Source organism: Streptomyces sp. NBC_00669, from assembly GCF_036226785.1.
Taxonomy (GTDB): Bacteria; Actinomycetota; Actinomycetes; order Streptomycetales; family Streptomycetaceae; genus Actinacidiphila.
The window spans coordinates 7,653,475-7,678,536 of record NZ_CP109018.1; the positions used below are offsets into that span (position 1 = coordinate 7,653,475).

22 protein-coding genes are annotated in these 25,062 nt (G+C 74.6%); 5 read left to right on the top strand and 17 right to left on the bottom strand.

The genetic code is table 11. From position 1 onward, the window contains the following. The first annotated feature begins 13 nt into the window (after positions 1 to 13). The gene (locus OG896_RS32345; protein WP_329371014.1) at positions 14 to 481 is read left to right on the top strand and encodes a hypothetical protein; all 468 of its coding nucleotides are present in this window, start codon (positions 14 to 16) and stop codon (positions 479 to 481) included. A 33-nt stretch (positions 482 to 514) separates the two neighbouring features. Here the strand turns inward: OG896_RS32345 and OG896_RS32350 are convergent, their stop codons facing one another. Further along, positions 515 to 1,057: a flavin reductase family protein gene (locus tag OG896_RS32350; RefSeq protein WP_329371016.1), complete on the bottom strand. Its 543-nt coding sequence runs from the start codon at positions 1,055 to 1,057 to the stop codon at positions 515 to 517. Between the two features lie 175 nt (positions 1,058 to 1,232). Here OG896_RS32350 and OG896_RS32355 point away from each other — a divergent pair, with 175 nt between their 5' ends. Beyond that, positions 1,233 to 2,093 (top strand): LysR family transcriptional regulator, encoded by an 861-nt coding sequence (locus OG896_RS32355; RefSeq protein ID WP_329371018.1) that lies wholly within the window; start codon positions 1,233 to 1,235, stop codon positions 2,091 to 2,093. Between the two features lie 82 nt (positions 2,094 to 2,175). Here the strand turns inward: OG896_RS32355 and OG896_RS32360 are convergent, their stop codons facing one another. The 9 genes from OG896_RS32360 to OG896_RS32405 all read right to left on the bottom strand — a co-directional run bounded on the left by OG896_RS32360 (position 2,176) and on the right by OG896_RS32405 (position 11,269). After that, positions 2,176 to 3,279, bottom strand: a complete 1,104-nt coding sequence (locus OG896_RS32360; RefSeq protein ID WP_329371020.1) for an LLM class flavin-dependent oxidoreductase — start codon at positions 3,277 to 3,279, stop codon at positions 2,176 to 2,178. A gap of 14 nt (positions 3,280 to 3,293) precedes the next feature. After that, positions 3,294 to 4,433: an ABC transporter substrate-binding protein gene (locus OG896_RS32365; protein WP_329371022.1), complete on the bottom strand. Its 1,140-nt coding sequence runs from the start codon at positions 4,431 to 4,433 to the stop codon at positions 3,294 to 3,296. A 182-nt stretch (positions 4,434 to 4,615) separates the two neighbouring features. Continuing rightward, entirely contained in the window at positions 4,616 to 5,482 is an 867-nt protein-coding gene (locus OG896_RS32370; protein ID WP_443057188.1) for an ABC transporter ATP-binding protein, read from the bottom strand. After that, a complete protein-coding gene (locus OG896_RS32375; protein ID WP_329371024.1) occupies positions 5,479 to 6,465 on the bottom strand; it encodes an ABC transporter permease in 987 nt (328 codons plus the stop codon). Before OG896_RS32375 ends, OG896_RS32370 begins: the two co-directional genes overlap by 4 nt. Next, on the bottom strand, positions 6,462 to 8,534 hold the full coding sequence (locus OG896_RS40515; protein ID WP_443057189.1) for a rhodanese-like domain-containing protein: 2,073 nt from the start codon (positions 8,532 to 8,534) through the stop codon (positions 6,462 to 6,464). The genes OG896_RS32375 and OG896_RS40515 overlap by 4 nt, the downstream gene beginning before the upstream one ends. Beyond that, entirely contained in the window at positions 8,531 to 9,283 is a 753-nt protein-coding gene (locus OG896_RS32390; RefSeq protein ID WP_329371026.1) for an alpha/beta hydrolase, read from the bottom strand. The genes OG896_RS40515 and OG896_RS32390 overlap by 4 nt, the downstream gene beginning before the upstream one ends. Before the next feature lie 229 nt (positions 9,284 to 9,512). Beyond that, the gene (locus OG896_RS32395) at positions 9,513 to 9,671 is read right to left on the bottom strand and encodes a hypothetical protein (RefSeq protein WP_329371028.1); all 159 of its coding nucleotides are present in this window, start codon (positions 9,669 to 9,671) and stop codon (positions 9,513 to 9,515) included. A gap of 276 nt (positions 9,672 to 9,947) precedes the next feature. Continuing rightward, positions 9,948 to 10,613: an HAD family hydrolase gene (locus tag OG896_RS32400; RefSeq protein WP_329371030.1), complete on the bottom strand. Its 666-nt coding sequence runs from the start codon at positions 10,611 to 10,613 to the stop codon at positions 9,948 to 9,950. A 65-nt stretch (positions 10,614 to 10,678) separates the two neighbouring features. Further along, positions 10,679 to 11,269, bottom strand: coding sequence for a MarR family winged helix-turn-helix transcriptional regulator (locus OG896_RS32405; protein WP_329371032.1), 591 nt, complete (start codon positions 11,267 to 11,269; stop codon positions 10,679 to 10,681). Between the two features lie 39 nt (positions 11,270 to 11,308). Here OG896_RS32405 and OG896_RS32410 point away from each other — a divergent pair, with 39 nt between their 5' ends. Then, positions 11,309 to 12,358 (top strand): DMT family transporter, encoded by a 1,050-nt coding sequence (locus OG896_RS32410; protein ID WP_329371034.1) that lies wholly within the window; start codon positions 11,309 to 11,311, stop codon positions 12,356 to 12,358. A 48-nt stretch (positions 12,359 to 12,406) separates the two neighbouring features. On the opposite strand, the gene OG896_RS32415 is transcribed toward OG896_RS32410, so the two are convergent. Together OG896_RS32415 and OG896_RS32420 are read right to left on the bottom strand one after the other, a co-directional pair. Next, positions 12,407 to 12,850: a GNAT family N-acetyltransferase gene (locus OG896_RS32415; RefSeq protein ID WP_329371036.1), complete on the bottom strand. Its 444-nt coding sequence runs from the start codon at positions 12,848 to 12,850 to the stop codon at positions 12,407 to 12,409. 255 nt (positions 12,851 to 13,105) lie between these two features. Continuing rightward, positions 13,106 to 13,699: a TetR family transcriptional regulator gene (locus OG896_RS32420; protein ID WP_329371038.1), complete on the bottom strand. Its 594-nt coding sequence runs from the start codon at positions 13,697 to 13,699 to the stop codon at positions 13,106 to 13,108. 249 nt (positions 13,700 to 13,948) lie between these two features. Here OG896_RS32420 and OG896_RS32425 point away from each other — a divergent pair, with 249 nt between their 5' ends. Beyond that, positions 13,949 to 14,860: an SDR family oxidoreductase gene (locus OG896_RS32425; protein WP_329371040.1), complete on the top strand. Its 912-nt coding sequence runs from the start codon at positions 13,949 to 13,951 to the stop codon at positions 14,858 to 14,860. Between the two features lie 163 nt (positions 14,861 to 15,023). Further along, positions 15,024 to 15,923, top strand: coding sequence for an ABC transporter substrate-binding protein (locus OG896_RS32430; RefSeq protein WP_329371042.1), 900 nt, complete (start codon positions 15,024 to 15,026; stop codon positions 15,921 to 15,923). A 131-nt stretch (positions 15,924 to 16,054) separates the two neighbouring features. On the opposite strand, the gene OG896_RS32435 is transcribed toward OG896_RS32430, so the two are convergent. From OG896_RS32435 to OG896_RS32455, 5 genes are all read right to left on the bottom strand, one after another. Beyond that, positions 16,055 to 18,361, bottom strand: coding sequence for an MMPL family transporter (locus OG896_RS32435; RefSeq protein WP_443057190.1), 2,307 nt, complete (start codon positions 18,359 to 18,361; stop codon positions 16,055 to 16,057). Positions 18,362 to 19,008: 647 nt separating this feature from the next. Beyond that, entirely contained in the window at positions 19,009 to 21,390 is a 2,382-nt protein-coding gene (locus OG896_RS32440; protein WP_329371044.1) for a phosphoketolase family protein, read from the bottom strand. Between the two features lie 179 nt (positions 21,391 to 21,569). Continuing rightward, complete coding sequence (locus tag OG896_RS32445) at positions 21,570 to 22,340, bottom strand: ABC transporter ATP-binding protein (protein WP_329374406.1); 771 nt, start codon at positions 22,338 to 22,340, stop codon at positions 21,570 to 21,572. 241 nt (positions 22,341 to 22,581) lie between these two features. Further along, complete coding sequence (locus OG896_RS32450; RefSeq protein WP_329371046.1) at positions 22,582 to 23,769, bottom strand: FecCD family ABC transporter permease; 1,188 nt, start codon at positions 23,767 to 23,769, stop codon at positions 22,582 to 22,584. Beyond that, positions 23,770 to 24,906 carry a FecCD family ABC transporter permease gene (locus OG896_RS32455; RefSeq protein WP_329371048.1) on the bottom strand — a complete coding sequence of 379 codons (1,137 nt, stop codon included), beginning with the start codon at positions 24,904 to 24,906 and terminating at the stop codon, positions 23,770 to 23,772. Positions 24,907 to 25,062 lie beyond the last annotated feature (156 nt).

Here is a 25,062-nt window from a genome sequence, read left to right on the forward strand (position 1 = left end):
CGGGGTGGAACGGGTGGAAGCGGAACTCACCGCTCTCGCGGCTTCGGGGGCGACCTCGCTGGTGGGGCTGATGGTCTCCGACGCGTGGGGGCAGGTCCGCGGGCGGCTCGCCGCCTTCTTCGCCCGGGGCGGCGACGGCGGTACGGTCGGCGGCCAACTGGATTCCTCACGGGCGGAGTTGGTGGCCGCTCAGCAGGCCGGGGACGCCGACACGGCGGCGGACGTGGCCGACGAGTGGCGCGCCCGGCTGCGGCGGGTCCTGCGTGCCGACCCCGCCGCGGCGGCCGAACTGCGCGCGCTGCTGGACGAGTTCGGATCGCCGACCGGGAGCGGTTCGATCAGCGTGGTGCACAACACGTTCAGCGGCACGGCGTACAACAGTCCGGTCATCCAGGCCCGGGACGTCAGCAACCTCTCCATCGGCGGCGCTTGGCCGACGCCCCCGGCGCACCCGACGCCCCCGGCGACGCCGTCGGAGTGAGCCGGGCGCACCCGAACTTCTCGGCCCGCCCGCTCACAGCGTGTGGTACCGGCCGTCGTGATAGAGCAGCGGGCGCTGCTGGACGCCGACATGGGCGCGGGTCACCCGGCCGATCACCAGCCGGTGGTCGCCCGCCGGGACCCGCGCCTCGATGTCGACCAGCAGCCAGTTGGACACGTCGTCGAGCACGGGTTCGCCGCCCGGCAGCGTGCTGAACCGGGTCGGCGCGGCGAACCGGTCGATGCCGCTGGTCGCGAACCGCCGGGCCAGGTGCTCGTGTTCGGCGGCCAGGAAGTGCACCACGGCGGTCGCGCTGTCCCGCAGGTGCGGCCAGCTCGACGCGGTGCCCGAGATGCCGAAGGAGAGCAGCGCGGGGTCGAGGGAGAGGGAGGCCACCGAGGTCGCGGTGAAGCCCGCGGGCCGGCCGGCTCCGGGCACGGTGACCACCACCACCCCGGCCGGATGGCCACGGAAGGCGGTCCTGAACTGCTCGGGTATCGAGGGCACGTCAGCGGTGCCCGGGGCGGTGTCGGAGGCGGTTCCAGAGGCGGTGCCGGCAACGGTCTCGGCGGTCATGCTTCTCCCAGGGTCACGGGTTGCTCGGAATTCGGGCCGGTCGGGTCGCCGGGTCAGGTCGGGCCGGGTCAGGTCGGACGGGTCGGTCGGGCCGGGCCGGGTCGTCCGGTCGCCGTTCGGAGCGCGGACATATCGCTGCAAGGTTGCTGAAACCGCAGGTTGATACGCTCGCGAGATGGCCGACGTACTGGACATCGCCGCTCTGCGCACCTTCACCTCCATAGCCGACTGCGGCGGCTTCCACCGCGCGGCCGCGGCGATCGGGATGTCCCAGTCCGCGGTGAGCCAGCACGTGCGGCGGCTGGAGAAGGCGGTGGGGCGGCCGCTGGTCGAACGCGCCGGGCGCGTCACGCGGTTCACCCCGTCCGGTGAGACCCTGCTCGCCGAGGCGCGGAAGATCCTCGCCGCCCACGACGAGGCGCTGGTCAGGCTCGGCCGCGGCGGCAACGGCGCCGGCACCCTCGTGGTCGGCTCCACCGAGCACGCCGCCGACCGCATCCTGCCCGCGATCACCGGCGTGCTCAAGGAGCACTACCCCAGCCGCGGCGTACGGTTCCGGCTGGACCGCAGCGCCCAGCTCAACGACGGCCTGGACCGCGGCGGCATCGACGTGGCCGTCTTCATCGGCGATGCCCGCGGCAGCGACAGCGTCCCGGCCGGCGCGCTTCCGCTGTCGTGGTTCTCCGCCCCGAACTGGCGGATGCCGGCGGCCGGCACGCCCATCCCGGTGGTCGTCATCGACCACCCCTGTACGATCCGCCGCCGCGCGCTGGACACCCTCGCCGAGCACGACCTGTCGTCGGCGGTCGTCGTGGAGGCGGCCTACCTCGCGGGCGTGATGAACGCGATCCGCGGCGGCCTCGGCGTCGGTCTGCTCGCCGACGTCGGCCCGCCCCCGGAAGGGCTCCAGCGGCGTGACGACCTGCCGCCGGTGCCGCCGGAACTGCTGCACCTGCGCACCCGGGCCGACGCCCCGCCGTGGCTGGCCGGGACCACCGCCGGCGCGGTCCGCGACCTGCTGGCCCACCGCGTCTGACCGGCCGCCGTCGGGGCTGTCCATGGTCACTCCTTCGTCCGATCGGGGCTGCCTCGCCGCGCGGTTCCTCCCGGGCACCCCGTCACGCGGCGACGGGCGTACCCCGGTGCGCGAGTTCCTGGCGGACCAGGGGCAGGACGTACCGCGCGTAGTCGATCGCGTCGTTGAGCGGGTCGTACCCGCGGATCGACAGCAGCTCGCACCCGATGTCGACGTAGTCCAGCAGCGCCTTGGCCACCGTCTCGTAGCTGCCGACCAGTGCCGTGGAACTGCCCGCCGCGTTGGTCGCGGTGACCAGCGGCGTCCACAGCGCGCGGTCGTGCAGCTCGCCGCGCGCGGCGACGTCGAGCAGCCGCTGCGAGCCGACGTTCGCGGGGCGGCCGTCCCCGGGGGCGGGGTAGCGCGCGCCCTTCGGGGTCGCCGCCACCGTCTCCTTGACCTGCCCGAGGATGCGGTGCGCCTTCTCCCAGGCGAGTTCGTCGGTGGCGGCCACGATCGGGCGGAACGAGACCCAGATCCGCGGGTGCGGGCGGCCCGCCGCGTCGGCCACGGCGTTGACGGCGGCGATCTGCTCGGCGGTCTCCTTGAGCGGCTCGCCCCACAGCCCGAAGATGTCGCCCTGCCGCCCGCCGACCTCGTACGCCTCCCGTGAGGAGCCGCCGACCGAGATGGGGATGGCGTCCTGGTACGGCTTGATGTCCGTGGCGAACCCCTCGAACCTGTAGTACTCGCCCGCGTGGCTGATCGGCCCGGTCGCCGCCCACACCTGGCGCAGCACCTGGATGAACTCCTCGGAGCGGGCGTACCGCTGGACCTTGGTGAGGTAGTCGCCCTCGCGGGCCTGCTCCGTGTCGTTGCCGCCGGAGATGATGTGCAGGCCGAGCCGTCCCTTGCCGATCCGGTCGATGGTGGCGAGCGCCTTGGCGACCCGGGTGGGGAAGACGAAGCCGGGCCGGTGCGCGAGCATCGGTTTGACCCGCTCGGAGTTGTTCACGACGAACTGGGCGATCTGCTCGGCGTCGACGCCGGCGGAGCTGTAGGCGACCAGCGTCCAGTCGAAACCGCCGTCGTCCAGGGCCCGTACGAAGCGGCGGGTGTAGTCGACGTCGAAGCCGGCGTGCCGGCCGCCGGCGGTGGCCTCGGTGGTGTTGGTGGTGTGCGTGGCGCTGATGAACTCGACGGGCATGGCCTGGGCTCCGATCAGTTGGCGGGGGTCGCGGCGGCGGACGAGGTCGCGGACGGGTTCGCGTTCGCGTTCGGGTTCGGGTTCGCGGAAGTGGTCGCGGTGGGCGTCGTGGCGGTCGTGGCGGTCGTGGCAGTCGTGGGCGCGAGGGCGTGCGGGAACGCGGAGGTGTCGACGGTGCCCGCCACCTTCACGTCGGTGGGGAGCGAGCCGATGGTGTGCATCAGGTCCGAGACGGCCTGCACCTTGGCGGTGACGGTGGGGGAGACCGGCACCAGGGAGTCGGCGCCCTGCCCCACCACGGTCTTCGCCACGTCCAGGGGCACGCCGTTCTTCTGCGCGAAGACCTGGGCGTACTGGTCGCGGTGGGCGGCCGCCCACGCGTACGCCTCGGCGAGCCGGCCGAGGAAGTCGGCGATGGCCGCCTTGCGGGCCGGATCGGTCAGCGACGACTGCGCGGCCGAGATGAAGCCGATCCCGCTGGTCCGGCCGTCCCGCCCGTCCACCACGATCTTCGCGCCCTTCTGCACCGCGATGTCCTGGTAGATGCCGAACGTCGCCCAGTTGCCGATCTTCCTGGCGTTGAACGCGGCCTGCGCGGCGGTCGGCAGCAGGTACTGCACGTGGACGTCGGAGTACTTCAGGCCCGCGTCGGTGAGGGTCTTCGCCAGCAGGTACTCGGCGATGCTGCCCTTGGCCGAGGAGATCACGACGTCCTTGCCCTTGAGGTCCTGGACCGTCCGCACCGCGGAACCGGGCTGGGTGAGGATCGCGGTGCCGGAGCCGTCCGCCGACGAGGCGGCCACCAGCTTGATCTTCAGGCCGCCGCTGACCGCCTGGAGCGTGGGCAGGTCCGCGGCGCTGCCGGTGTCGACCTGGCCGCTCTGCATCGCCTGGAACAGCGGCGCCGCGCCCTGGAACTCGGCCCACTTCACCTTGTACGGAGTGTTCTTGAGGGTGCCGGCCGCGTTGAGCAGGGTCTGGAGTCCGTTGGCCTGGTCGCCGAGCGTCAAGGTCACGCCGGACAGGTCGGTGCCGCCGGACGCGGCCTTGACGTCGGTGTCCGTCTTCTTCGCGTCGCCGCAGGCCGCGAGGAGCGTGAGGCTGAGCGTGACGGCTGCGGCCGCGGCGAGGAGCCGCGGAAGGGGGCGGGGCATGGCTGTCCTCGGGGTTCGTGGAGCGCGGGATACGGGTACGGGGTGCCGCGGGTTCGGGTGCCGGGTTCGGGTGTCGAGCGGGAGCGGGCAGGACGGCTCGGCGTACGCCGGTGCGGAGTACGGGAGTTGGCGCGTGGAGCCGCTGTGGGGTCCAAGGGGGGCGGTGGGGGCGGGAACGGGGGCTACGCGTCGGCCGGGTCCGCGAGGTCGGCCGGGCCTGCCGGGCCTGCCGGGCCTGCGGGGTCTGTCGGGTCGTTCGGGTCGTGCGGGCCGACGCCGAGGCGGGCGAGCAGCGACGTACGCAACGCGACGAACTCGGGTGCGCCGATGTCGCGCGGCCGGGGCAGGTCGACCACCGCCTCGTGGGCGATCCGGCCGTCCCGCATCACCAGCACCCGGTCGGCGAGCAGTACGGCCTCCTCCACGTCGTGGGTGACCAGCAGGACCCCGCAGTTGTGCCGGGTCCACAACTCGCCCACCAACCTTTGGGCGTTGGTCCTGGTCAGCGCGTCGAGCGCGCCGAACGGCTCGTCGAGCAGCAGCAGGTCGGGTTGCCGTACCAGCGCGCGGGCCAGCGACACGCGCTGCGCCTCTCCGCCGGAGAGCGTCTTCGGCCACACGGCGGCACGCTCGGTCAGGCCGACCTCGGCGAGGTAGCGCTCGGCGAGCGCGCGGTCGGCACGGCCGGGCAGACCCAGTACGACGTTGCGCCACACCCGTTTCCACGGCAGCAGCCGGGGCGCCTGGAAGGCCACCGCGCGGCGCCGCGGCACCGTGACGGTGCCCTCGATGTCGCGGTCGAGGCCGGCCAGCACCCGCAGCAGGGTGCTCTTGCCGCACCCGCTGTGCCCGAGCAGGGCGACGAACTCGCCCGGCCGGATGTCGAGGTCGAGCCCGTCGACGACCCGGCGCCGGTCGAAGGCGCGGACCAGGCCCCGGACGCGTACGGAGGTGTCGGGGCGGGAACCGGTGCCGGTCCCGTTCACGGTGCGGGCCTTTGATGTGTCCGTGGTCGGGGGAGTCTGTGTGGTGGGAGTCGTCATCGTCATGCTCCGTCGAAGGATGCGCGCCAGGACAGCAGGTACTTGGTGCAGAGCCGCACGATCAGGTCGCTGACCAGGCCGAGCACCGCGTAGACCACCAGGCAGACCACGATCACGTCGGTCTGGAAGAACTGCTCGGCGTTGTTCATGAGGTAGCCGATGCCGTTGCTCGCGTTGATCTGCTCGGCGAAGACCAGGGCGAGCCAGGCGCTGCCGAGGGCGTAGCGCAGGCCGACCAGGGCGCCGGGCAGCGCGCCCGGCAGCACGATGTGCCGGATCTGGCCCCAGCGGTTGAGGCCCAACACCGTTCCCGCCTCGACCAGTTGGGGGTCCACGCCGCGGATTCCGGCGTAGATGTTGAAGTACAGCGGGAAGGTCACCGCGATCACCACGAGCGCGATCTTGGGCTTCTCGTCGATGCCGAACCAGACGATGAACAGCGGGATCAGGCCGACCCAGGGCAGCGCGCGCAGCATGCCGACGGTGGAGTCGATCAGGTCCTCGCCGAGCCGGAACAGCCCGGCGAGCAGGGCCAGCGCGGTGCCCGCGACCGCGCCGATCAGGAAGCCCTCGATCACGCGCTGGGTGGACACCCGTATCGCGGAGCCGAGTTGGCCGTCGGCGGCCAGGTCCCAGCCCTTGTGGAAGACCCGCACGGGGGAGGCGAGGGTGTCGGGCGAGAGCACCCCGGTCGCGCTGAGCAGCCACCACAGCAGCAGCGCGCCGACCGGGCCCGAGGCCCGGCGCAGGGGCCGCGGCACCTGGCGGCGGCGTCGCTCGTGGGCCGGCCGGATCGTCTCCACGTCTCCGCTGCTGTCGGCGCTCCGGCCGCCGTCGTTCGCGGGCGGTGCGACGGGGCCGGTGTCCTCCGGCGGCTCCTTCGACGGGCGCGCGCCGGCGTCTGGCGTGGCGGGATACCCGGTGCCGGTGCCGGTGCCGGTGCCGGCCGTCGCGGCGTTCGGCGGCCGGGACATCTCACTCGTGCTCATCGCAATCCCCCTTCGGGGCCGACGCGTTCGGGTGCGACGTCGGCATCGGACTCGGACTCGGCAACGGCAACGGCAACGGGCTCGGGCTCGGCATCGGCATCGGCATGGGACGACGCATCGGCCGCGGCGCCGTCCGGCCGCGGTCCGGTCGCCACCGGCCGGTCAGGGTCCGCGGACCAGGCCGACCACGAACCGGGGTAGAGCGCCGCGTCGATGCCGGCGGACGCGAGCGCGGCGATCTGGTGCGCGGCCGTCACTCCGGAGCCGCAGTACACGCCCACCGTCGTGCCCGCTCCGACGCCCAGTGCGGCGAAGCGCCGCCGGGTCGCGGCCGGATCGGTGAACAGCCCCTCGCCGTCGAGGTTCTCGGCGGTCGGCGCGCTGACCGCGCCGGGGATGTGCCCGGCCCGCGCGTCCACCGGCTCGGTCTCACCGCGGTAGCGCTCGCCCGCGCGGGCGTCCAGCAACACGCCGTCCTCGGCCAGTTCCGCGGCCTCCTCGGCGCTGATCACCGGCAGCCGGCCGGCGCGCAGCACCACGTCGCCGGGTTCGGCGGGCGGTTCGTCACCCCCGGCGAGCGGTTCCCCGCTCGCCCGCCACGCGCCGAGCGCGCCGTCGAGCACGCGGACGTCGGACACGCCCGCCCACCGCAGCAGCCACCAGGCACGCGCCGCGGCCAGGCCGCCCGCGTCGTCGTACACCACCACCGGCCGCCCGGCGCGCAACCCCCATCCCCGGGCGGCGCGTTGCAGGTCGGCGAGGTCCGGCAGCGGATGGCGGCCCTTCAACGGCTCTGCGGGCGCGGCGAGTTCGGTGTCGAGGTCCACGTAGCGGGCACCGGGGATGTGGGCCTCCTGGTAGTGCGCGCGGCCGTCCGGGTCGCCCAGCGCCCAGCGCACGTCCAGCAGCAACGGCGGCTGCTCGGAGGCGAGTTCGTCGGCCAGTTCCTTCGCGCCGACCAGGACCGGCGGGTGCAGCCCCGGCACGGTCGCGGCGAGGTCCGCGTCGCCGAGCGAACCGGCGGGGGTGCCGTCGGCCTCGGCCTGCCGGGCACGCGCGAGCAGCGCCGCGTTCGCTGCCGGGTACGCCGTCGCCCCCGCCGGCACCGACGCCGTCGCCGGGTACGCCGTCGCCGGCACCGACGCACCGGCCAGCCGCGCCAGGAGCACCACCTCGCCGTTGAGGAAGTCCACTTCGAGCGAACCGGACCGGGCCAGGCTCTGCCAGGTCGAGCTTCCGCCGCGCGGGTGGCCGGGGATGTCGTGAAGGGTGAAGCCGGACAGGTCCAGCGTGCTGCGCGCCTCGCGGTCGACCGGCGGCAGCCCGGCCGCCACCAGCGCGGTACGGGCCTCATCGGCCAGCAACTCCGCCACCCGGTCGCGCAGTTCGCTCGGCCGGTAGAGCGCGTCGAGCACGTTCTGCACGCTCCCGACCAGCTTCGCCGCCTTCCACCCGGCGATGTCCGGTACGACCTGCGTCGCGAACGACGCGGCCCGCAGGTCCGCCGCCAGCCGCTCCAGCGCCGGGTGGTCGGTCCCGCTCGGGTAGCGGCCCAGCCACAGCGCCGCCTCGGTCGGCGCGGCGGGCGAGACCACGACGCCGTCCTCGACGTACACCGCCGGCACCCACACGCTCGCCCCCAGCACGTGCGCGAAGCGCCGCAGCGCCACCCGCTCGCCGTCCAGCCCGTTCTGCACGGTGACCAGCGGCAGCACCCGCGCGGCCGGCTCCGTACCGCCGTCGCGGACCGCGACCGGGCGCCACGCCCACTCCGCCACGGTCTGCTCGGCGTCCTGCGCCTTCACCGCGAGCACCAGCACGTCGGTGCCGGTCAGCGCGACCTCCCGCGGCCCCGCCGCGTACGGCACGTCGACCGTGTGCTCGCCGTCCGGCCGCACCAGCCGCAGACGGCCCGAGCGCAGCGCGGCGAGTTGCCGGCCGCGGGCCACCAGCAGCACGTCGGCGCCCGTGCGGTGCAGCCCGGCGGCGAGCGTGACGCCCACCGCGCCCGCGCCGATGACCACGTAGCGTACGGGAGCCGCAGCCGGTCCGGCCGCGCCGCCGCTCATCGGGGCAGCTCTTCGGAGATCGCGATGGGCGCCAAGTCCGCGCCCAGCCGCAGCCGTTCCAGGAACAGCACCACGGTCGCGGCGGCGGTGCGGTGCGAGAGGTCGTTGAACGCGTCGTGCCGTCCGTCGGCGAGGGTCACCAACTCCGCGCGGGGCGCTGCCGCGTACGCCGTGCGCGCGGCGGCCGGCGGGCTGACCGGGTCGGCCGCGCCGTGCAGACCGAGCACCGGCACGGAGACCTTCGACAGGTCGGCGCGGTCGTACCACTCCCGCGGCAGCGGCGCGTACAGCGCGCCGCGCTCCAGCCGCCCCGGCTCGGCCAGCCGGCCCTGGTGGGTGGGGCACGCCGTCCGCGAGCCCAACTCCTCCGACCAGTCGGCGGGTTGGGACGCCGCCACGTCCTTCGTCGGCAGCCCGGCCAGCACCAGCGCGTCGACCTCCACCTCGCCGGCCGCCACCAGGCCCACCGCGAACAGCGCGCCCGCGTCCGACCCCGCCAGTACCAGCGGCTTCGCCGGCTCCCCGTCCGCCAGCGCCTCCTTCACCTGACGCGCCGCCTCCCGTGGCCACCTGCTGGGGTCGGCCACCGCCCGCACCCGGTAGGCGTCCGCGGCGATCCGCGCGCCGAGCCGCTCGTACAGCCGCGGGTCCTCGCCGCGGCCCGGCAGCAGCAGCACGGTGCCGCGCGGGTTCAGCGACGGCGGGATCTCCCACGACGTGGGGTCGGGAACGGTGCTCACGGAGCTCATGGCGGTGTCCTTGGGGCAGGGGCGCGCGGACCGCGCGGCGCTCGGGGCACGCGGCAACGCGACGGGGCAGGGGTGCCGGGGAACGGGGCGGGATGGATACGCGTACGGCTCTGCGGTGACGCGTACCGCTGCGGTGGCGGGAGGCGCGGGAACGGCCGCACCACGGACGCGGGTTCGGTCACCCGCGTGCCGGGCCTGGCGGTCGGCCCGCTGCCGTGGAAGGGCTCGGCTAGCCGCGGCGACAGCCGGCGGAGGTGCCGGTGCCGAAGTCGATGACCCTGCGCTGGGTGAGCAGCGGGGAACCGGCCGGCACGGGCACCTCGACGAACGCGACACCGAGGGCCGGGCCGTGCCGGCCGGGCCTCTCCGCGAGCATGTGCGTCGTCATGCCAGGAAGCATGCAGGACGGATACGGCCCGCGTCCAACGATGATTCCTGATCGGGACCGATCACGTTTCCGAATCGATCCACCCCGGGGTGCGGGGTGCGGGGTGCGGGGTACGGGCTGCGGGTCGGCCTGGCTCAGCCTGGCTCAGCCCGGCCCCCGTTCGGCGACGCGCCGCACGGCCGCCGCGTGACGCGACCTGCTCGCGTTTCGCCGCGCACCGCCACCCGGTGCCCGCCCTCGCAGCGGCCGTCGGCGGCCATCGACGGTCATCGACGGTCAGCGGCGAGCGGCCGTGACCAGGCGGCCCAGGACGGGAAGCACGCTGCGCAGGTCGCCGTCGTCCACGGTGGCGGTGGCCGCCGCCCGCGCGCCAGCCGAGCCGTTGAACGCCACGCTCAACCCGACGGATGCGAACAGCGGCAGGTCGGAGCGGCTGTCCCCGACGGCTGCGCAGGAACGGAGGGACAGCCCCGACTCTCGTGCCTGCGCGCGGGCGAAGTCCCGCTTGTCGTGCTCGTCGAAGTGACGGGCGACCCGGCCCGTGAACCGGCCGTCCGCGGTCTCCAGCCGTGGCCCGCAGAACGCGTGGAAGCCGAATCGCTCGGCCAGGTGGCCGCCGACCGGCGACCAGGCGAGGGTCGCCAGCACGGGCAGCAGCTCGTTCCGCCGGCACCAGGCCACGGTCTCCGCGATGCCCGTGACCAGGGGCAGCCCGTCGAGCCAGCCGGAGACCCGTTCCTCCGGTGTGCCCGCCCAGCCCGCGGCATCCAGCTCGGAGACCTGCCGGTTGTCCAGGGCGCCGCAGGCGTATGCGGCCTCGGCCTCGGCCAACTCGTCGCGGTGGCCGAGGAATCCGGCCAGGAAGACCGACGAACTCGTACCGGGGACGAGAGTGCCGTCGACATCGAAGAACACGGCGCCCACGCGGTCGGAGGAGAACACCGCCCAAGGATGCCACCGGCGCGCGTGATCGCGGACGCCGGCCTTCCGTGCCTGCCGCTGCCGCCCTACGCGTCGCGCGGGGGCTCGATCTCGGCGAGCCAGGAGGTCAGGAGGGCCTCCAGGTGGGCGGCGTCGCCGGGCGGGAGCGCGTCCAGGAGGCGCCGTTCGTTCCGCATGTGCTCGGCGAACGCCTGGTCGATCAACTCGCGCCCGGCCGGGGTGAGTCCGACCACGCGGCCGCGCCCGTCGTCGGAGGCGCGGCGCCGGGTGACGAGGCCGCCGCGCTCCAGCCGGTCGATCCGCTTCGTCATCGCGCCGGTCGTGACCATGGTGTGCGCGGCCAGTTCGCCGGGTGCGCGTTCGTACGGCGGGCCGGCCCGGCGCAGGGCGGCGAGCACGTCGAACTCGCCCTCGCTCAGGCCGAATCGGCGGTAGACGACGCACAACTGCTCGGTGAGCAGCCCGGCGACGCGGTGCAGCCGCCCGATGACGCCCTGCGGCGAGACGTCGATCTCGGGCCGCTCGCGGGCCCATGCGGCCTGGATACGGCCGATGTGGTCCAGGGGCCGGCGGGTGCCGGGGTCACCGGGGTCACCGAGGTCACCGGGGTCGGCCGGGCCGCCTGGGCCGGCCGGTTCTGCGGGGTGCGCGGGCATGACTTCACTATAGCTTCCGTGGAAGGCATAGTATCTTCCATGGAAGCCAATATGCGATGGGTGCTGCTCGCGGCGGTCGCCCCGGTGGCCTGGGGTGCGAACTACTACGTCACCAAGGCGGCGCTGCCCCCGGGCGATCCGCTGTACGGCGGAGCGATCAGGGCGGTGCCAGCCGGGCTGCTGCTCTTCGCGTTGCGCCGCAAGCTCCCGCGCGGCGCGTGGTGGTGGCGGTCGGCCCTGCTCGGAGTGCTCAACGCCGGCGGCTTCTTCGCCCTGGTCTACCTCGCCGCGCAGCGCCTGCCGACGAGCACCGCCGCGACCGTCATGGCGGCCTCGCCCCTGGTGATGGCACTGATCGCCTGGCCGCTGATCGCCGAACGCCCGCGCGCCGCACACCTCTTGGGCGCCGCCGTCGGTATCGGCGGGGTCTGCCTGATGCTGTGGGGCGGCTCGGACGGCGCCGACCCGCTGGGCGTGGCGGCCTCCGTGGGCGCGATGCTGCTGTCCTCGCTCGGCTACGTGCTCGCCAAGCGCTGGGGCGCCGGAGTCGACGTACTGGCCTCCACCTGCTGGCAGTTGCTCGCCGGCGGCCTGCTTCTGCTGCCCTTCGCCGCGGTCTTCGAGGGCGCGCCGCCCGCCCTCGGCGCCCGGGCGCTGCTCGGCTTCGGGTACGTCGCCGTGATCGCCACCGCCGTCGCCTTCACGGCCTGGTTCGCGGCGCTGCGGCACCTGCCCGCCGCCACCGTCGGCCTGGTCGGGCTGCTCAACCCGGTGACCGGCGTGCTGCTCGGCACCGCGGTTGCCCACGAGCCGCTCACCGCACGCCAACTCGCCGGCCTGCCACTCGTCCTGGCCGGTGTCCTCCTCGGCCGCCCGGGCGCGGCCCCCACCCGCCGCCCGCGCCCGGCCGTCACGCCACCAGCCGCGCCCGAACCGTACGCGAGCGGCCCCGCCGAACCGGCCGCCCGCCCACGGATCTTCGCCCCCTCCCGCCGCCCGTCCGCCCCGACGGCGGTCGGGCCCGCACCCCGGACCGCGCCCGGCCCGCTCGCCGCCCGGCGACCGTGGCGACGGCGCCCTCCGTCATGAGGGCGCCGGAGCCGGCCCGGTATCGCGGCGGCGGCCCGGTCCGCGCCGTCACCCCGAGACGGGCATGACCAGCGTCTGCGCGAAGTCGACGGCGCCTTCCCGCTGGTAGAAGCGCAGGGCGCCGGCGTTGCCCGCGATGACGGAGATCTTCATGACCTGGACGCCCGACCCGGCGAGACGCGTACGCGCGGCCCCGACGAGAGCCTGCCCGATCCCCGCGCCGCGCGCCTCGTCGTCGACCACGAGCGTTTCCAGCACGCCGACCCGGTCCCCCCACTGCCAGGACCCCGGAGCGTCGACCACCCGCACGCACGCGTAGCCCAGCAGGCGGTCCCCGTGGCGGGCGACCAGGACCGCGGCGAGCGGTTCCCGTAGCCAATCGAGGTACTGTCCCCGCCGCAGGTGCCAGGACTCCTCGGGCGGGCGCACCGCGCCGAGAGCCGCCAGGTGTGCCGCCTCGCGACTGTGGTGGGCCAGGAGTTGCCCCCACACAGGCTCTCCAGGCGGTCCACCTCGGCAGGGGAGGGGACCTCGATCACGGGACGCGTGCCAGGAAGCGCAGCCAGCGCGCGGGCTCCTCGGGCGCCGGTCCGAGGACCCGGTGGAACCATCCGTACAGGGCTACGGGGGAGTCGTTCGGCGCCGGGGGCGGGTGCTCGGCGCGGGCTGACCGCCGCGGACCGCAGCCCGCCGAGGCGCGCGGCGGGGTGCGGCGGGGTGCGCGCGAAGCACTGCGTCAAGGCGGGTTCAGGCGCTGGCGTGCGTGTCCTTCGGGAGGTCGTCCGTCTCGCAGAGCGAGTTCAGGTCGTCGATCGCCTGGGCGAGGAAGTGGTCGAGAGGGCGGGCGGTCTGCTCGATCCACAGGTGGGTCGCCTGCCCGGCGACGGCCAGTGCGGTCTGGGCGGCGAGCGACGCGCACCGGTCGTCGACGCCGCGCCGGCCCAGCGCCGCGGTCATGGTGCAGGCCAGGGACGCGGTCTTGGCGAGTTCGCGTTCGCGCAGCGCCGGGGTCGCGGTGGTGAGCTGGTGCAGCGGCTCGGAGAGCGGCCGGTTGTCCTCCAGCAGCGGGGTGATCCGGCGGAACGCCCACAGCACCGTCGCGAGCGGACCGAGGGTGCCGGGCGCCTCCGCGACGGCGCGCTCCAGCGCGTCACGCAGGAAGTCCTCCTGGCCGAAGAGCACTTCGCGCTTGTCGGCGAAGTGCCGGTAGAAGGTCCGCTCGGTGACACCCGCGCGCGCCGCGATTTCGGCGGTGGTGACCTGGTCGAAGCCGCGCTCCGTGTACAGGTCGAGAGCGGCCTGCTGGAGTCGTAGGCGCGCCGGCCGTCCATCCCGTGGCATCCCAGCAGCATAGGCCAATACCGGCAGAAGCCGACGTCAAGGCGGTCGGGCCCCCTCGTCGCGGCGGGGCGCCGGCGGATCGGCGGGGCGCCGGATCGCCGGGTCGACGGGGCGGTGGCGGGCGGCGGATCGGCGGATCGGCATCCACGGCGTAGCGACAGTCTCTGACGTTACGTGCTACGTTGAAGGCCGTAGCGACAGTCCCTGTCACTACGTGGAGCAGTGCCGAACGGCTCAAGGGAGTTCATCGTGCATGTCTTCGTCACCGGAGGTTCCGGGCTGACCGGACCGACCGTCGTCGCCGAACTGGTCGCGGCCGGGCACAAGGTCACCGGCCTGGCGCGTTCCGACGCCTCGGCCGCGCGCCTGGAGGGGCTCGGCGCGACCGCGCACCGCGGCTCGCTGGAGGACCTCGACAGCCTGCGGGCAGGAGCGGAGGCGGCGGACGGCGTCCTGCACATGGCCTTCGGCGGCGACTTCGCCGACCCGGAGGACCTCATCAGGCGCGACCGCACCGCGATCGAGGCGCTCGGCGGCGCGCTGACGGGTTCGGGCAAACCGTTCGTCAGCACCTCCGGCACGCTGGTGATGCCCGTCGGCCGGGTGAGCGGCGAGCAGGACGCGCCCGACCCCGCCTCGATCGCGGCCTTCCGCATCCCGGGCGAGCAGGCGTGCCTGGACTCCGCCGCGCGGGGAGTGCGCGCGAGCCTGGTCCGGCTGGCGCCCACCGTGCACGGTCCCGGCGACTACGGGTTCGTCCCGATGCTGGTCGCCGCCGCGCGCAAGACCGGCACCTCGGCCTACATCGGCACCGGCGCCAACCGCTGGCCCGCCGTCCACCGGGCCGACGCCGCCCGCCTGTTCAGGCTGGCGCTGGAGTCCGCTCCCGCGGGCAGCGTGCTGCACGGCGCGGCAGAAGGCGGCGTCGCCTTCAGGAGCATCGCCGAGACGATCGGACGGATGCTCGGCCTGCCCACCGCCTCCCTGGCACCCGAGGAGGCGGCCGAGCACTTCGGGAACCCCTTCATGGCCCGGGTGTTCGGCATCGACGCGCCCGTCTCCAGCGACGGCACCCGGCAACTGCTCGGCTGGACGCCGACTCACCCGACGCTGCTGGAAGACCTGGAGCACGGCGACTACTTCACGCCGTCCGCCGCCTGACCGCGGCCCCCTGCCCGCCGAACTCCCTTTCGCCGTAACCCTGTTGGCCGCCCCCCGCACCACCCGCTGCAGGCACCCTTGTGGCGCGGCCGGTCGGAGCGCAGGGTGGAGAGCACGCGGCGGGGCCCGCGAAGCTCCGCGCGGATCGCGAAGGGGGCACCGTATGACGAACGGCAGTGCGCGGCAGGCGGGTTGGGAGTTCACCGACGACCGGGGCAGCACCTCGTCCGGGCCGGGTGCGCCGCCGCGGGTGGTGGCGTACGTACGAGCCGGGGCGGCGCTGTGGGAGTACGGCGTGCGGCCGGTGGCGGTCTACGGGTCCGGCCACGACAGCGGCGCGGACGCCGACCCGGCGAAGCTCGGCGGGCTCGACCCGCGCCAAGTCGCCTACCTGGGCGGGGGAGCGGACGTCGCGCCGGACGCCCTGCGCGAACTGCGCCCGGACGTGGTGGTGGACGTGACCTACGACGGGAAGGCGCCGTACGCCCTCGCGGAGTCCGTGGCCGAGGCGGCGGGCGTACCGGTGGTCGCGCTCGGCGTCGGCGGCGACGCGTCGCTGCGGACGATACTCGGCCACTTCGCCGACCTGGCGACGGCCTTCGGCGCGGAAGCGGGTGCCGCCGGCGGCGAACTGGCCCTCGCCGAGGAGGAGTTACGGGCCCTGGCGGTCGGCGAGGGGACCGCCCGGGTGGTCGCGTTGTCGCCGGGCGGCCCCGAACAGGTGCACCTGGCCCGGCCGGACACCTGGCCGGAGCTACGGCACCTCGCGGACCTCGGGGTGCGGATGGCCGACCCCGGCCGCGGTCCCGGCGTCAACTGGCGCACTGTGGACTGGGATCAGGCCCTGGCGGCGGTCGGCGGCGCGGGCGTCGTCCTCGCCGACACCCGCGCCAACGCCGCGCCGCTGTCCGCGCTCGCCGACGTCCCCGCCTGGCAACGGCTCTCCCTCACCGCCCAGGTGCTGCCCTGGAACCCCGAACTCCCGCCCGCCCCGGGCGCGTACGCCACCTTCCTCCGGGCGGTCGCGGACGCCCTGCGCGCACAGGCGCGGGCATCACGGTGACCGGGGCCGAAGCGCCGACCGGAGGAGCCGTTCCTTCGCCGCGCTGACGACCGGCCGTACGGCGGGCGCTCCCTCACCAGGGGGGCGCCCGCCCTGTGGCGTACGACGATCGACATGCCGGCCGTATCGCGTCAGCCGGCGGCCGGTGCGGGCTGCTCGGTGCCGGCCGCCCCCTCGCCGTCCGCGCCCCCGGTCGCCTGCGAACGGCCGCCGCGGGCAGAGTCGTTGCCGCCGTCACCCGCATCGCCGCCGGCGCCGTCAATGCCGTGGCCGCCGGCACCGTCAATGCCGTGGTTGCCGTCACCCGCATCGCCGCCAGGTCCGCCGCCCGGTCCGTCGCCGGGTCCGCCGTGCTGCGGGCGGGCCCGGCCGAGCGCGCCCGGCGCCCACAGCCGCCGCCCCAGCAGCAGGGACGCCGACGTCACCAGGAACGTCCGCACCACGAACGTGTCCAGCAGCACCCCGACCGCGATCACGAAGCCCAACTCGGCCAGTTGCACCAGCGGCATGTTCACCAGCACCGAGAACGTCGCCGCCAGCACGATCCCCGCCGAGGTGATCACCCCGCCGGTGGTCCGCAGCGCGCCGAGCGTGGCCTGCCGCGGCGGCGCGCCGTGCAGCGCCTCCTCCCGCATCCGGTGCATCAGGAAGATGCCGTAGTCCACGCCGAGGGCGACCAGGAACACGAAGCTGAGCAGCGCCAGCCCCGGATCGGTGCCGTGGAAGCCGAAGACCGGCCCGAAGACGAGCCCGCCGACGCCCAGCGCGGAACCCCACACCGCGATCACGGCGGCGGCCAGCAGCAGCGGCGCGACCAGGCTGCGCAGCAGCAGGATCAGGATCAGCACCACCGCCGCCAGCACGATCGGCACCACGATCGCGCGGTCCCGGCTGTTGGTGGACCGCAGATCGATCTGCTGCGCGCTGGGCCCGCCGACGTAGGAGCCGGGCAGCGCCGACCGCAACTGCCTGATGGTCGCGGTCTCGGCGGCGGACTGCGGCGGGCTGTCGGCGGTGACGAAGAACTCGCTCCAGCCGCCGCCGGTGCGTCCAGGCCGGACCTCCGCGACGCCGCCGGTGCCGCGGGCGGTCCGCTCGGCCGCGGCCGCCGCACCGGCCGGCGAGATCACCGTGATCGGCTGGCTCGCCTGGTCCGGATACGCCTTGGCGAGGAGTTGCGCCGCCACGATCGAGTCCGGCCGGGTGGCGAAGCTGTCCTGCTGCTTCACGCTGCCCGGCAGGTGCAGCACGCCCAACGCCAGCGCGCCGAGCAGCACCACGCCGGAGACCAGCACCGCCACCGGCCGGCGACCGACCAGCCCGCCGATCGCCGTGAAGCCGCCGCGCCGCTGCTGCGGCTCGGTGCCCGGCTCCGGCACCAGCGGCCAGAACAGCCGCCGTCCCAGCAGCACCAGCAGCGCGGGCAGCAGCGTCACCATCGCCGCCAGCGCGCTGAGCACGCCCACCGCGGCGGCCGGACCCATGCCGCGGCTGCTGTTGAGGTCCGCCGCCAGCAGGCACAGCATGCCCGCGGCCACGGTGCCGGCCGACGCCAGGACCGCCGGGGCGCACCGGCGCAGCGCGGTGCGCATCGCGTCGTACGGCCGGGCGGTGCGCCGCAGTTCCTCGCGGTAGCGGGCCACCAGCAGCAGCGCGTAGTCCGTGCCCACACCGAAGACGAGGATCGTCATCACCCCCGAACTCTGGCCGCTGACGGTGATCCCGAACGCCCGGTTGAGCAGGTACGTCACCGCCATCGACAGCACGTCCGCGGCGCCGGCCGCGAAGAGCGGCACCAGCCACAGCGCCGGGCTGCGGTAGATCAGGATCAGCAGCACCGCCACCACCAGCACGGTGGTGTAGAGCAGAGGACCGCCCAGCGAGCCGTAGACCTCCGCCGCGTCGGCGTCCAGCCCGCCCGGTCCGCCGACCTTCACCGTCAGCCCGTGCCCGCCCGTGGTGATGTCCCGCACCCCGTCGACGAACTTCCGCTTCGCATCGGAGTCCTGGCCGGGCTGGGTGCTGGAGACCGGGTACATCAGCGTGCTGCCGTCCTTCGACGGCACACCCGTCGGCGCCGCGTCACCGCCGAGCCGGTAGGTACGCGCCAGCCGGGCGGTCTGCCGGCCGGCCGTATCGCGGTCCGCCGCGGTGAGGCCGCCGTCACGGTGGTAGACGATCACCAGGTCGGTGGCCTCACCACCCGGCAACTCCTGCTGGATCTTGGCGACCTGGGTGGAGTCGGCACTCGCCGGCAGATAGTCCACCACGCTGTCGCGCTGCACGTCCCCGAGCCGGCCGGCCAGCGGCACCGCCACGGCCAGCACCCCGATCCACAGCGCCAGCACCAGCCACGGCAGCCGCCGCACCCCCCGGCGCCCCCCTCCCGGACCACCGGCCCCCGGCCCGGCGCCCGCCCCCAACTCTGCGGCCCTCATGGTGGGTTCCCCTCTCAACGGTCGTCACCCCGGGCACCCGGCGCCCGGACACCCGACCATCGTTTCCGGCCACGCCGCCGCGATCGTCCCGCCGAGGACCGACTTCCCCCCGCCTCCCGAGCGGGTATCCCGCCCCCCACTACCCCCACAGGAGTACGCCCGCGGGCGCCCCCGCCCCGCACCCCCCGGCACGCCGCACCCGGGTCCCACCCCCCCGCCACCTGCCCTTCTTGCCTCCCGCCACCGTGTCAGCTTCGCCGAGCGCGGAGCCAGCTCCCACCGCCCCCCGAACCACCCACCCCCTCTGAACCCCACCCCGCCAGCGGAGCCCACCACCCCCGAACCACGAATCCCAGCCCGGGAGCCCCAGCCCGTGGAGCCCCGGCCCGTGGAGCCCTCGGCCTCTGGAGCCCTGGAGGGAGCGAGCGGGGGCGAAGGGGGCGGGGTTCGAGACGTTCGTATATTTGTGGCGCGAGGAGAGACAGTAATGATCGGAATCACCCGCAGGCGCCGTAAATATGCAGTCTCGAACCCCGCCACCGGAGCCCCAGCGACCCCCCGCCAACCAGCCCGCCCGCACCACCCGTTCCCCGCCTCCCGCCACCCCCTGACGGCGAGCGGCAACGCACCCGCGGCGGTGCGTACCCTCAGCCGTCCCACCGCCAGTCGGCCACCTCCGGCAGGTCGGTGCCGTGAGCCCGAATCCAGCTCCGGTGCCGCAGCCGGGTGTCCTCCATCAACTGCCGTACGGGTGCGGCCCGTACGGCAAGCCCCGGCACGCGGTCGATGACGTCCATGACCAGGCGGTAGCGGTCGAGGTCGTTGCTGACGACCATGTCGAACGGCGTGGTGGTGGTGCCGATCTCCTTGTAGCCGCGCACATGAAGGTCGCGGTGGCCGGTACGGCGGTAGGCGAGCCGGTGGATCAGCCACGGGTAGCCGTGGTACGCGAAGATCACCGGCCGGTCAGCGGTGAACAGCGCGTCGTACTGCGGGTCGGACATGCCGTGCGGGTGCTCCTTCTCCGGCAGCAGACGCGCGAGGTCCACGACGTTGACGACGCGCACCGCGAGCTGCGGCAGGTGGTGGCGGAGCAACTGGGCGGCGGCCAGCACCTCTTGGGTGGGCACGTCGCCGGCGCAGGCCAGCACGACATCCGGTTCGCGGGTGCCGTCCTCGGTGCCGGCCCACTCCCAGATACCCGCGCCGCGGGCACAGTGCGCGCGGGCCTCGTCCATCGTCAGCCAGTCGAAGCAGGGTTGCTTGCCGGCGACGATGACGTTGACGTAGTCCCTTGATTTGAGGGCGTGTTCGGCGACCGACAGGAGGGTGTTGGCGTCCGGCGGGAGGTAGACGCGGACCACCTCGGGGGACTTGTTCAGGACGTGGTCGATGAAGCCGGGGTCCTGGTGCGAGAAGCCGTTGTGGTCCTGGCGCCAGACGTGCGAGGTGAGCAGGTAGTTGAGGGAGGCGATCGGGCGCCGCCACGGCAGCCTGCGGGTGGTGCGCAGCCACTTGATGTGCTGGTTGACCATGGAGTCGACGATGTGGACGAACGCCTCGTAGCAGGAGAACAGGCCGTGCCTGCCGGTGAGCAGGTAGCCCTCCAGCCAGCCCTGGCAGGTGTGTTCGGAGAGGATCTCCAGCACCCGGCCGTGCCGGTCGAGGTGCTCGTCGGTGTCCACCAGCCGCTCCTGCCAGGACTTGCCCGAGGCGGAGTAGACCGCGTCGAGGCGGTTGGAGGCGGTCTCGTCGGGACCGACGATCCGGAAGTCGCGGCGCTGCGCGGTGTCGGCCATCACCTGCTCCAGCAACTGCCCCAGCACGCGGGTCGGTTCGTGCATGTCGGTGCCGGGCCGCTCGACCGCGACCGCGAACTCGTCCAGGTCGGGGACCGGCAGGTCGCGCAGCAGCAGCCCGCCGTTGGTGTGCGGGTTCGCGCCCAGCCGCCGGTCGCCGGACGGCACGCAGGCCAGCACCTGCTCGCGGGGGCGGCCGGCGTCGTCGAAGAGCTCGGTGGGGCGATAGGACAGCAGCCACTCCTCCAGTTGCCGCAGGTGTTCGGGGTTGGTGCGGACTTCGGAGAGCGGGACCTGGTGGGCGCGCCAGGTGCCCTCGACCGGCAGGCCATCGACCACCGCCGGGCCGGTCCAGCCCTTCGGGGTGCGCAGCACGATCATCGGCCAGCGCGGCCGGTCGACGCCGTCCGCCGCCGGGTCCCCACCCGTACGGGCCGCCTCCTGGAGCGCGGTGATCCGGTCCAGCGCGGTGTCCATCGCCGCGGCCATCGCACGGTGCACCGCGGCGGGTTCGTCGCCGATGACGTGGATCGGGTCGTGGCCGTAGCCGCGCAGCAGCGCGTCGAGTTCGTCCTCGGGGAGCCGGGCCAGGACGGTGGGGTTGGCGATCTTGTAGCCGTTCAGGTGCAGGATCGGCAGCACGGCGCCGTCGTGCCGGGGGTCGAGGAACTTGTTGCCGTGCCAGGAGGTGGCCAGCGGTCCCGTCTCGGCCTCGCCGTCGCCGATCACGCAGGTCACCAGCAGACCGGGGTTGTCGAACGCGGCACCGTAGGCGTGGGACAGGGCGTAGCCCAGCTCGCCGCCCTCGTGGATCGACCCCGGGGTCTCCGGTGCCACGTGGCTGGGCACCCCGCCGGGGAAGGAGAACTGGCGGAACAGCCGGCCCATTCCGGCGCTGTCCCGGGTGATGTCGGGGTAGGTGCGGCTGTAGCTGCCCTCCAGCCAGGAGTTCGCCAGCACCGCGGGGCCGCCGTGGCCAGGGCCCCACACGCAGATCGCGTCCAGGTCGCGGGCCTTCACCACCCGGTTCAGGTGGGTGTGCACCAGGTTCAGGCCGGGGGAGGTGCCCCAGTGGCCCAGCAGCCTCGGCTTCACGTGCTCCGGGCGCAGCGGCTCCTTGAGCAGTGGGTTGCCGTCGAGCAGGTAGATCTGGCCGACGGCCAGATAGTTCGCCGCACGCCAGTGGGCGTCCAGCGCGGACAGTTCCTCGTCGTTCAGACCGGTGGGCATGGGGGTCCTTTGCGGCTCGGGTACGTCAGCAGTACCCGCTCACGGGCGGGCAGCCGACGACGGCGCGCCCATTCGGGGGGTGCCCCGCCCCGCAGCCCCCTGCCGCGACGGTTCCGGTCCGCTCCCGGCCCCGCGCCGGTGGCCGGGAGCGGACCGGAACCGTCATGGTCGGACAGGGCCTAGCGGAGCACGTGGTGGCGGCCGATGGGGAGGACCAGGGGGGTGCCCGAGACCTCGTCGGAGACGACCCTGCAGTCGATGCCGAAGATCTCGCGGACCGTCTCCGCGGTGACGACCTCGCGCGGCGCCCCCTCCGCGCAGATCTCGCCGTCCTTCATGGCGATGAGGTGGTCGCCGTAGCGGCAGGCGAGGTTGAGGTCGTGCAGGACGGTGACGACCGTGGCGCCGCGCTCGCGGTTGAGGTCGGTGACGAGGTCCAGGACCTCGACCTGGTGCGGCAGGTCGAGATACGTGGTGGGCTCGTCGAGCAGGAGCACGCCGGTGCGCTGGGCCAGCGCGACGGCGATCCAGACCCGTTGCCGCTGCCCCCCGGAGAGCTCGTCCACCGAGCGGTCCGCGAGATCGAGCGTGTCGGTCGCGGCCAGCGCCTCGGTGACCGCCTCGTCGTCGGCGGCGGTCCAGCGCCGGAACCACCCCTGGTGCGGGTAGCGGCCGCGCCCCACGAGGTCCACGACCCGGATACCGTCCGGCGCGATCGGCGTCTGCGGGAGTATTCCGAGCCGCTCGGCCACCTGCTTGGTCGGCAGGGAGTGGATGCTGCGGCCGTCGAGCAGCACCTCGCCCGCGCTCGGTGTGAGCAGCCGGGCCAGGCCCCGCAGCAGCGTGGACTTCCCGCAGGCGTTCGGGCCGACGATCATCGTGACCTGACCGGTGGGGATCTCGACGCTCACCCCGCGGACCACGGTCCGCTGCTCGTACCCCAGGTGCACCTCGCTGGCGGCGAGCGAACTCGGCGGGTCCGCGAGGGCCCGGCCGGGGACGTCCGGTGCGGCGGCGTCCGGTGCGGTCGCGTCCGGTGCGGCCGCGTCCCGGTCGGCGCGGGCCCGGTCGCCGGTCGCGGCACGGGTCGTGGCACCGGCGGTGGTGCCGGCGGGGGCACCGGCCGCGCTGTCGGCCGTCGCTCTGGCCGCGGCGTCAGTGTCGGCGTCGGTATCGGTGTTGCTCAAGGGTTCAGCCTCCCTGGCCGACACGGTTGGCGCGGGCGAGCAGCCACAGCAGGGCGGGCGCACCCAGCACCCCGGTGACCACGCCGACCGGGAACTCGGTCGGCCCCAGCAGGTGTTGCCCGGCGAAGTCGCAGCCGAGCATGAGGGCGGCGCCGGTCAGCGCGGACAGCACCAGCGCCGGACCGCGGCCGTGCAGCAGCCGGCGGGCGACCGGCCCGGACAGGAACGCGACGAACGCGACCGGCCCGGCGGCCGCCGTGGCCACGGCGGCCAGGCAGACCCCGGCGAGGATCAGCCCCAGCCGGCCGCGCTCCACCCGGACGCCCAGCCCCCGCGCGGCGTCGTCGCCGAGGCCGAGCGCGGGCAGCGTCCGGGCGGCGACGAACGCGGCCGGCAGCAGCACCACCAGCGGGTACAGCACCCCGCGCGCCCGCGGCCAGTCCGCGCCGTCGAGGCTGCCGGTCAGCCACAGCAGCGCCTGCTGCGCGGTGTAGACGTCGGCGCGGGTGAGCAGGAAGGAGACCACGCTGGACAGCGCCGCCGCGACCCCGATACCGACCAGCACCAGCCGGTAGCCGGTCACGCCCCGGCGCCACGCGAGCAGGTAGATCAGCAGCGCCGTCACCAGCGCCCCGGCCACCGCGGTCAGCGACACCGCCGTGCCCGACAGCGAGAACACCACGATCGAGATCACGGCCGCGGCACTCGCGCCCGCGGTGATCCCGATGACGTCGGGACTCGCCAGCGGATTGCGGATCAGCGACTGGAAGACCGCCCCGGACAGCCCGAAGGCCGCACCCGCCGCGACTCCCGTCATCGCGCGCGGCATCCGCACCTGCACCACGATGAACCGGGTCCCGGCGTCGCCACCGCCGCCCAGCGTCCGCAGCACGTCCAGCACCGGGACACGGAAACTCCCCACCGACAGCGACGCGCAGAACAGCCCGAAGACCACCACCGCCATGGCGAGCGTGACCGCGCTCGCCCGCACCCGCGGCCGGCTGCGCGCGGCCCGTACGGCCCGCAGCGCCTCCGCGGAGACGCCTCGTCCGGGAGCCGAGCCCGCGCCGACCGCTCCGATGGCGGCCGTAGCCGTAGCCGTAGCCGTTCCTGGTCCCGTTCCCGGTCCCGTTGCCGCCGGGCGCGGCGAGGGGAGGCCGGTCCGGCTGCCGCCGGAGGCGTTCGCTGCCATCTACAGTCCCGCCAATCGGCTGCGGCGTACCAGGACGACGAGGACGGGCGCCCCGATCACGGCCGTGACGATGCCGACCTGGATCTCGCCCGGGCGGGCCGCGACGCGGCCGACCACGTCGGAGACGAGCAGGAGGGCGGGGGCGATCAGCATCGAGTACGGCAGTATCCAGCGGTGGTCGGGCCCGGTGAAGAAGCGCACGGTGTGCGGCACGGTGAGGCCCACGAAGGCGATCGGCCCGGCCAGGGCGGTGGCCGAGCCGCAGAGCAGGACCACCGACAGCGCGCAGAACAGCCTTGCGGCCGCCACGTTCTGGCCCAGGCCCCGCGCGGCGTCGTCGCCGAGGCCGAGGGTGTTGAGCAGGCGCCCGGAGCCGAGCGCGCACACCGCGCCCACCAGGACGAACGGCCCGGCCTGGTACGCGGTGGACAGCCCGCGTCCGGCCAGCGAGCCGACCTCCCAGAACCGGAACTGGTCGAACGTCGCGGTGTCGGTGAGCAGTACGGCGGTGGTCAGCGAGGACAGGCCCGCGCTGACCGCGGCGCCGGCGAGCGCGAGCTTGACCGGGGTGGCGCCCTCGCGGCCGAGCGACCCGACGGCGTAGACGAGCAGCGCGGCGGCCGCGGCACCCACGAAGCCGAACCACACGTAGCCGGTGAAGGAGGTCACCCCGAAGACGCTGATCGCGGTGACGACGGCGAGCGAGGCGCCGGAGTTGACGCCGAGCAGGCCGGGGTCGGCGAGCGGGTTGCGGGTCAGGCCCTGCATGAGGGTGCCGGACAGGCCGAGCGCGGCCCCGGCGAGCAGCCCGATCACGGTGCGCGGCAGGCGCAGCGAGGTGACGATGACCTGGTCGGCGTTGTTCGGGTCGTGGTGGAACACCGTGTCCCAGACGGTGCCCGGCGGCACCGACTTGGCGCCGATGGCGAGGCTGGCCACGACCGCGAGCGTGAGCACGGCCGCGGCGCCGAGCAGCCCCGCGGACAGGGCGGTGGCGCGCCGGCGCCCCGGGACCGAGGCCGGGGCGGGGGCGGGGGCGGGGGCGCGCCGGACGGTTCCGGCGGGCCTGGTGGACCCACCGGACCCACCGGACCCGGCGGCCGGGGCGGGCCCGACTCGGGCGCGCGAGACGTTCATGGGGCTCTCCTCGGCGGACTTCCCTCCCCGGGAAGTAAGGGGAGGCTAACCTAAATCTTCACGGCCGACCGCACCCGCCCCCGCGTGCTGCCCCCATGAGGCGGCGTCCATCCCGCGACGGACGGTCGTTCTGTGTCGCTGGACGGACACCGCGCG